Below are 6,566 nucleotides of genomic sequence, written 5' to 3' on the forward strand. Positions count from 1 at the left end.
ATGAACAGCCCAGATTCGCCGTCCGAGGAGCAGTCCGGGAACGTCTCGGGGATCCGGCCCTACCTGCTCACGTCCGGGCGCGCGCAGCCGGTGGACGACTCGCTGGAGATCGAGGCACAGGTGGCGACCAGCTCGCACGGTGCCACCGCGCCCGGCAACCTCACCTTTGAACACAGGGACATCGTCGAACTCTGCCGCACCACGATGTCGGTGGCGGAGATCGCCGCGCTCCTCCGCCTGCACATCGGGGTGGCGCGCGTATTGGTGGCCGACCTCGCGGCACTGGGCTACGTCGTGGTGCGCCGTCCGGCCGCCGCGCTCGACCAGGATCTCGGCATGATCGAAAGGGTCATTCGTGGACTCGAAACAATTCGCTGAACCGGGTATGCAACGCACCCCGACCCCGGTGAAGATCGTGATCGCCGGGGGGTTCGGAGTCGGCAAGACGACCGCGGTCGGCGCCATCTCGGAGATCAAGCCTCTGCGTACGGAGGCCTCGATGACGACGGCAGGCGCCGAGGTCGACCAGAACGAGCTCACGCCGAACAAGACCACGACCACCGTGGCGCTGGACTTCGGCTGCATCACGATCGACGAGGAGGTCAAGCTGTACCTGTTCGGCACGCCCGGGCAGGACCGCTTCGGCTTCATGTGGCGCGACATCGTGCACGGCGCGCTGGGCGCGCTCGTCATCGTGGACACCCGCCGCATCGACGACTGCTTCCCGGCGATCGACTACTTCGAGAAGGCGGGGCTGCCGTTCGTCGTCGCGATCAACCTGTTCGACGGTGTGCTCTCCCATCACCTCGAGGACGTCCGCTGGGCCCTGGCCGTGGGCGAGAACGTCCCGCTGATCACGTTCGACGCCCGCAACAAGCTGTCGGTCCGCGACGCCCTGCTCGCGGTGCTGCACAACACCTTCCGCGTCCAGTCCGAGGCTGTCGGGGCCGGCCAGAGCCGGTAGGTCCGCCCGCCGGGTCAGGTCTGCGGGCGGGCCATCCGCGTCGCGCCGACGGATGCCGTGACGACGAGCAGTATGGCCACCCACTGGGCCGGGCCGAGGACCTCGCCAAGCACGAGCAGGCCGACGATCGCGGCGACGGCCGGTTCGAGGCTCATCAGCACGCCGAAGACCTTCGGCGGGATCGTGCGCAGCGCCTCGAGCTCGAGCGAGTACGGGACCACCGACGACAGCAGCGCCACCCCCAGGCCCGCGGCCAGCACCCACGGCTGGAACAGCGCCACGCCGGTGTCCACGAAACCCACCGGTGCCACGAGGAGCGCCGCGAGCGTCATACCGAGAGCGAGGCCCTTGCCGTCGCTCGTGCGCCGGCCCAGCGCCGCGCTCAGCAGGATGTACGACGCCCAGCACGCGGCCGCGGCGAGCGCGAACAGGATGCCCGCGAGGTGGGTCTCGCCGCGGTTCTCCGTCAGCAGCACGACGCCGCCGCCGGCGAGCAGCGCCCACAGCCCGTCGAGCAGCCGCCGGGACCCGGCGATGGCCACCGCGAGCGGGCCGAGGAACTCGATCGTGACCACGATGCCGAGCGGTGCCTGCGCGAGCGCGATGTAGAAGAACAGGTTCATCGCCCCGAGCACCACGCCGTAGGCGGCGACGACCGCCCAGGTGCGCCGGTCCAGGCGCAGCGCCGGCCGCCACACCACCAGCAGCACCAGCGCGGCGAAGAACAGGCGGAGGGCGACCGCGCCCGCGCTGCCCACCGCGCCGAACAGCTGCTTCGCGAGCGCGGCGCCGATCTGGACGCTCAGGATGCCGGCGAGCACCTGCGCGGGCGGAGGCACCGTCACGCCTATGCGGAATCTTGCCTTCTGGTCGCCGTGCGCTGATGTTGTCCGGTTCGGTGCGTACTTGTGGCCGGGTCGCGTCCCGTTCCCCTTGGGTGCGGCTGGCAGCGGGGTCATAACCGCATCCTGCGCGAGACCACCGACGGTCGTCCGTCGCGTTTTCACATCGTGGGAGTCAGTGGCCGGAGCGGAACTTGTCGAGTATCCGGCGGTCGCGCTTCGTGGGCCGGCCGGCGCCACGGTCGCGCCGCGCGTACACCGCGACCTCGGCCTCCGGCGGCGGCTTGGGCGTCCGGTCGATGAAGCACTCGACGGCGATCGCCGCGCCCACGCGCTTCTCGATCACCCGCACGACCTCGACGATCCGGGTGGTGCCGCCGACCCGGGCGCGCACCTCGTCACCGGCGGAGACGCTGGTGGCGGGCTTCGCGGGCCGGTCGTTGACGCGCACGTGCCCGCCCCGGCACGCCGCCGCGGCGTCCGAGCGCGTCTTGGTCAGCCGCACCGCCCACAGCCAGCGGTCCACCCGGGTCGAGTCCATGGGTCCATCATGGCCTGCGCTCAGTCCCGGTCGTCCCGGTCCCTGTCCCGGTCCCTGTCGTCGTCCTTGTCCTCGCCGCGGCGGCGCAGGAAGCTGAACCCGGGGATGCCCAGGACGGCCTGCCGGACGTCGTTGGCGACCTCGAGCAGCTCGTGGATGTCCGGGCCGACCCGGTCCAGCGTGGCGAGGATCGGCATGATGTCCTCGCTCATGTGGTTGGCCAGCTTGGGCAGCTCGTCGACCAGCTTGATCGCGGCGCTCACCTCGTGCGCGCTGAACTCCTCGACGAACCGCATCACCGGCCTGACCGCCTCGACCTGCTCGGCGGCGGCGTCGGTCACCCTCCGGGCCGCCGTCACCGCCGCCTCCGCCTCGGTGACGACGCGCTCGGTGCGGCGCGTCAGCTCGTCGGCCCGCGTCACCACCGCCTCGGCGGCGCTGAGCAGGTTGAGCACCCGGCCGGGCACGGACGCGGCGTCGGATGCCGTGCGCACGGTCCAGTTGAGAACGTCGGTCGGCCGCAGGGGGATCGCCATGCGTCATTTCTACCGGCTCACCGGCCTACCGGCGTGACGGCGGCGCGGACAGGATCTGGACCGCGAGCCGCTCGGTGATGCCGAGCCGCGGGTTGTTCCGGCGGGCCCGCTCCGCGATCGCGCGCGGGTCGAGGCCCATGTCGTGGTAGAGCCGGACGAGTTTCTCCTGCTCGGGCGTCCAGGGCCGCCGCGCCGGGGCACGCGGTGGCGTCGGCGTGCCGCGCCCGCGGGGTGCGCCGGCGCCGCCTGCCCGGACCGACCCGTAGCCCAGGCCGAGCCCGGTGTCCTTGCGCGCGAGCTCGCCGGTCTCGCCGCGACGCCTGACCTCGTCCGGGTCGCCGACGATGACGGTGTCGGCGCCCTTGTTCGTGCCGACGGTCGTGATGACCACGCCCTGGCGGTGCTTCGCCTGGCAGGTCTCCTTCAGGCAGTACGCGTACCCGAGCTCGGCCCGCTCCGGGGCCAGCTCGTCGCCGCATTCGACGCAGCGCCTCACCTCGGTCGTCTCCACCACCTCCATGTGGACAACACCTGGCCGGCCGCGGTTCTTCCACTCTGCCCGTGGATCCGCGGCGGTCAGGTACCCGTCACCACGATGAAGACGACCGCGCCGAGGTAGAGCGCCAGCCAGGCGAGCACCAGGCCGACCGAGAACCGCGGCGAGCGGCGGACGACCGCCAGGCACAGCAGCGCGCCCGCGAGCCCGCACCCCGCCGCCACGAGTGCCGGCGTCTCGAGCTGCCAGTTCACGAACGCCAGCCCGAACGCGACCGGGATGGTCGCCTGGAAGACCATGGCGCCGGTGATGTTGCCGAGGGCCAGCGCGTCCTTGTCGCGCCGCACCCACAGCACGCTGTTGAGCTTCTCGGGCAGCTCGCTCGCGAGCGGCGCCAGCACGAGCGCGAGCACCAGCGCCGGCACGCCGACGGCGTGCCCGAGCGACTCCACCTCGGTGACGAAGAGCTGCGCGCCGCCCACGATCAGCCCGACGCCGACCACGACCTGCAGCGCGATCCACACCGTGCGGGGCGGGTGCCCGCGGCGCGGGTTGAAGTACAGCTCGCCGAGGTTCTCCTCGTCGGTCGACTCGCGGCCACGCTCGACCGTGCGCCACGCGTAGGCGACGTAGCAGAGCACGAACAGGATCGCGGCGACGATGTGGACCACGCGGTTGCCGACGATCCCCAGCAGCACGGCCGTCGCGAGTACCGGTACGAAGACGAACAGGTCCCGGCGTGTCGCGCGCTGGTCGATGCGCAGCCGCGTGCCCTGCGCGCGCCTGCGGCGAAACCCCAGCGCGGACAGCCCGACGACCGCCATGCCGAGCGTCCCGAGCAGGAACGGCGCGCCGATGATCGCGCCGATCGCGATCTGCCCGCCGCTCTGTCCGGCGAGGATCGCGACGACGGGGATGACCGACTCCGGCAGCGCCGTGGCCACCGCGGCGAGCACGCTGCCGACCGGCCCGTGGCCCAGCCCGAGCCGGGCACCGAGCCATTCGACCGCGTTGGTGAACAGCACCGCGCCGCCCAGCAGCAGCCCGAAGCTGACAAGGACCAACACGACGTTCCAGACCATTCGCCCGGGATACCCAGTCCGGTCGAACCTGACACACGCCTGCCGCTGTCTTACCCGGGCGTCTTACCTGGACAGTCCGGATAGGACGCTCAGAGGCCGAGTACGCGCATCACCTGGGTGGCCATGTTCGCCTCGCCCAAGGCATTCGGGTGCACGACGACGGGATTGGTCGTCTGCAGCACCGGCTCGATCCACCGGACACCGAGCGGCTGGCACGCGTCGTGGCCCTCGGACGCCTGGCCCATGTCGACGTAGGTGGCGCCGGTCGCGGCCGCGGCGCGGGCGACCGCGTCGTTGAGCGTCGCCTGCAGCGAGCGCAGGTACGCCACATCGCCCTTGGCGACGGGCATCTTGTCGAAGCAGCCCGTGGCCGGCGGCAGGATCCACGGGTAGCCGAGGATCGCGATGCGCGCCTGCGGGGCCTTGTTCCGGACGGCGGTCAGGGCGGATACGAGCGCGGGGTAGGTCGTGGTGCGGACCGTGTCCTCGAAGCGCGAGCCGTACAGGTCCTCGCACGGGCTGCCGTGCCCGAGCGTGGCGATCCCCGCCGTGCCGCACGCGAGCAGCGCGCCGATGAAAACGCCGCCGTCGTTGCCGCCGATCGTCATCGTGACGAGGCCGGCGTCCGCCTCGAGGGCGGCGAGCTGCGGTGGCACGCCGGGGTACTGCGCGGTGGTGAAGTGCCTGGTCTCGGCGGCGCCGCAGGACACGTCGGTCAGCCGGGCGCCGGTCCGCTGCGCGATCACGTGGGCGAAGTTGCGGGTCGAGCGCAGGCAGAGCGGGGGAGCGGCCGGGTCCGGCGGCAGCACGCCGGAGGCCGCGCTGTAGGAGTCGCCGAGCGCGACGTAGGTCAGCGGCTCGGCAGCCTGCGCGTCGGTCGTGAGGCTGAGAAGTGCGAGGGCGGCGGTGACGGACGCGAGCAGGCGGCGCATGGCATCTCCCGGCATCGGTGACGGCGGCACACTACTCACGAGTAGGTAAGTGTGCTCGCCAATCGTCAACCATGCCGCTCCCGGCGTCAACCGTCGCCGCGCCGGGACATGACATCGGCCCGCGACGGGGTCGGCAGGACCGCCGGGCGCTCGCTCTGAAGTAGACAGTCTACTGTGGTCAGTCGGCGTACCGGTGTGCGCGGCTGAGGAGGAGCTCCTTCATCGAGCCCATGCCTTGCCGGTCCTCGTCGCCGGAGAGCTCGGCGACCTCGCGCAGGATCGGGGCGATCTCGATGCCGGCGTTGCCCGCCCGCGTGCACAGGTGGTCCAGGCTCACGATCTCGTCCCGCATGTCCATGCCGCCGTCGCGGGCGGACAGCCACAGCACCTGGAGCCGGACCCCGCCGGTCGTCGCCTCCCACGGGACGTGCGCCGCCCACAGGAAGGACTGGTTGTCCCGGAGGATGCGCCGGATCGTCACCCGGGTCGCGTCGTCACCGTCGGCGTAGTGGGCGAGCAGCGCGCGCAGCAGCATCTCACCGTGCACCACCGTGTCCTGGTCGATCAGCGGCGGGCCGGTCATCATCCGCTGCACGCGCTCCTGCGGGGAGCGCACGTCCAGCGGCTGGTCGAGGATCGGCTGGATCTCGCGGTCGAGGCGGACCACCCGCCGCTCGACGTCCTGCAGGTCCGGCATGGACCCAACCTACGCTGCGCAAACACCGGGCGGGATCGTCCGTTCAGCCCAGCCGCGCATGACGATCGCGCATGTCGGGTAACCCTGCGTTGGATCCCCGAATGGAGGTAACTCATGGTTCTCGGAATCGTCATCGGCGTTTGCGTGCTGCTGCTGATCCTCGCGTTCCTGGTGCCCCGGCTCTCGCGACATCCCGAACGCGGTGCGGAGCGGACCGTCGGAGCCGGTGGCCGCGCCGCCGGCAAGGCGCCGGGCAAGCTCGGTCACTGGCTGAGCAAGCCGTTCTCCACGTCGCAGCGGGCGATGGGCAAGAGCGCGAACGCCGGCCGCCGCGGCCGCGGCAAGATGCCGTTCTGACCCGGGGCCGCGGCGGGCTCGTCGCGACGAGTACCTGACCCGGCTTCCTGACCCAGCGCGATCTCGATCCGTGATCCGCGTGCGCAGAGACGACTGTGGTGGGTGAGCCGCGACGGCTC

10 protein-coding genes are annotated in these 6,566 nt (G+C 71.7%); 3 read left to right on the plus strand and 7 right to left on the minus strand.

The window, feature by feature from the left end:
* Positions 1 to 378 (plus strand): DUF742 domain-containing protein, encoded by a 378-nt coding sequence (locus VH969_RS11915; protein WP_331973759.1) that lies wholly within the window; start codon positions 1 to 3, stop codon positions 376 to 378.
* A complete protein-coding gene (locus tag VH969_RS11920) occupies positions 356 to 964 on the plus strand; it encodes a GTP-binding protein (RefSeq protein WP_331973760.1) in 609 nt (202 codons plus the stop codon). Before VH969_RS11915 ends, VH969_RS11920 begins: the two co-directional genes overlap by 23 nt.
* 14 nt (positions 965 to 978) lie before the next feature.
* Here the strand turns inward: VH969_RS11920 and VH969_RS11925 are convergent, their stop codons facing one another.
* The 7 genes from VH969_RS11925 to VH969_RS11955 all read right to left on the minus strand — a co-directional run bounded on the left by VH969_RS11925 (position 979) and on the right by VH969_RS11955 (position 6,090).
* On the minus strand, positions 979 to 1,809 hold the full coding sequence (locus tag VH969_RS11925; RefSeq protein ID WP_331973761.1) for an EamA family transporter: 831 nt from the start codon (positions 1,807 to 1,809) through the stop codon (positions 979 to 981).
* Positions 1,810 to 1,981: 172 nt separating this feature from the next.
* Complete coding sequence (gene hslR / locus VH969_RS11930; protein WP_331973762.1) at positions 1,982 to 2,347, minus strand: Hsp15 family ribosome-associated heat shock protein; 366 nt, start codon at positions 2,345 to 2,347, stop codon at positions 1,982 to 1,984.
* Positions 2,348 to 2,367: 20 nt separating this feature from the next.
* The gene (locus tag VH969_RS11935; RefSeq protein ID WP_331973763.1) at positions 2,368 to 2,883 is read right to left on the minus strand and encodes a hypothetical protein; all 516 of its coding nucleotides are present in this window, start codon (positions 2,881 to 2,883) and stop codon (positions 2,368 to 2,370) included.
* Positions 2,884 to 2,908: 25 nt separating this feature from the next.
* On the minus strand, positions 2,909 to 3,403 hold the full coding sequence (locus VH969_RS11940; protein WP_331973764.1) for a hypothetical protein: 495 nt from the start codon (positions 3,401 to 3,403) through the stop codon (positions 2,909 to 2,911).
* A gap of 56 nt (positions 3,404 to 3,459) precedes the next feature.
* Positions 3,460 to 4,461 (minus strand): sodium:calcium antiporter, encoded by a 1,002-nt coding sequence (locus VH969_RS11945; RefSeq protein ID WP_331973765.1) that lies wholly within the window; start codon positions 4,459 to 4,461, stop codon positions 3,460 to 3,462.
* 89 nt (positions 4,462 to 4,550) lie between these two features.
* Positions 4,551 to 5,393, minus strand: a complete 843-nt coding sequence (locus VH969_RS11950; RefSeq protein ID WP_331973766.1) for an SGNH/GDSL hydrolase family protein — start codon at positions 5,391 to 5,393, stop codon at positions 4,551 to 4,553.
* Between the two features lie 178 nt (positions 5,394 to 5,571).
* A complete protein-coding gene (locus tag VH969_RS11955; protein WP_331973767.1) occupies positions 5,572 to 6,090 on the minus strand; it encodes a hypothetical protein in 519 nt (172 codons plus the stop codon).
* A 114-nt stretch (positions 6,091 to 6,204) separates the two neighbouring features.
* On the opposite strand from VH969_RS11955, the gene VH969_RS11960 reads away from it, so the two are divergent.
* Complete coding sequence (locus tag VH969_RS11960) at positions 6,205 to 6,447, plus strand: DUF6411 family protein (RefSeq protein WP_331973768.1); 243 nt, start codon at positions 6,205 to 6,207, stop codon at positions 6,445 to 6,447.
* The last annotated feature ends 119 nt before the right edge of the window (positions 6,448 to 6,566 follow it).

This window comes from Actinophytocola sp. (assembly GCF_036555685.1).
GTDB lineage: Bacteria > Actinomycetota > Actinomycetes > Mycobacteriales > Pseudonocardiaceae > Actinophytocola.

Coding starts and splice junctions, on each gene's coding strand:
- VH969_RS11915 (WP_331973759.1), top strand. CDS start 1: ATGAACAGCCCAGATTCGCCGTCCGAGGAGCAGTCCGGGAACGTCTCG.
- hslR (WP_331973762.1), bottom strand. CDS start 2,347: ATGGACTCGACCCGGGTGGACCGCTGGCTGTGGGCGGTGCGGCTGACC.
- VH969_RS11935 (WP_331973763.1), bottom strand. CDS start 2,883: ATGGCGATCCCCCTGCGGCCGACCGACGTTCTCAACTGGACCGTGCGC.
- VH969_RS11940 (WP_331973764.1), bottom strand. CDS start 3,403: ATGGAGGTGGTGGAGACGACCGAGGTGAGGCGCTGCGTCGAATGCGGC.
- VH969_RS11945 (WP_331973765.1), bottom strand. CDS start 4,461: ATGGTCTGGAACGTCGTGTTGGTCCTTGTCAGCTTCGGGCTGCTGCTG.
- VH969_RS11950 (WP_331973766.1), bottom strand. CDS start 5,393: ATGCGCCGCCTGCTCGCGTCCGTCACCGCCGCCCTCGCACTTCTCAGC.
- VH969_RS11955 (WP_331973767.1), bottom strand. CDS start 6,090: ATGCCGGACCTGCAGGACGTCGAGCGGCGGGTGGTCCGCCTCGACCGC.
- VH969_RS11960 (WP_331973768.1), top strand. CDS start 6,205: ATGGTTCTCGGAATCGTCATCGGCGTTTGCGTGCTGCTGCTGATCCTC.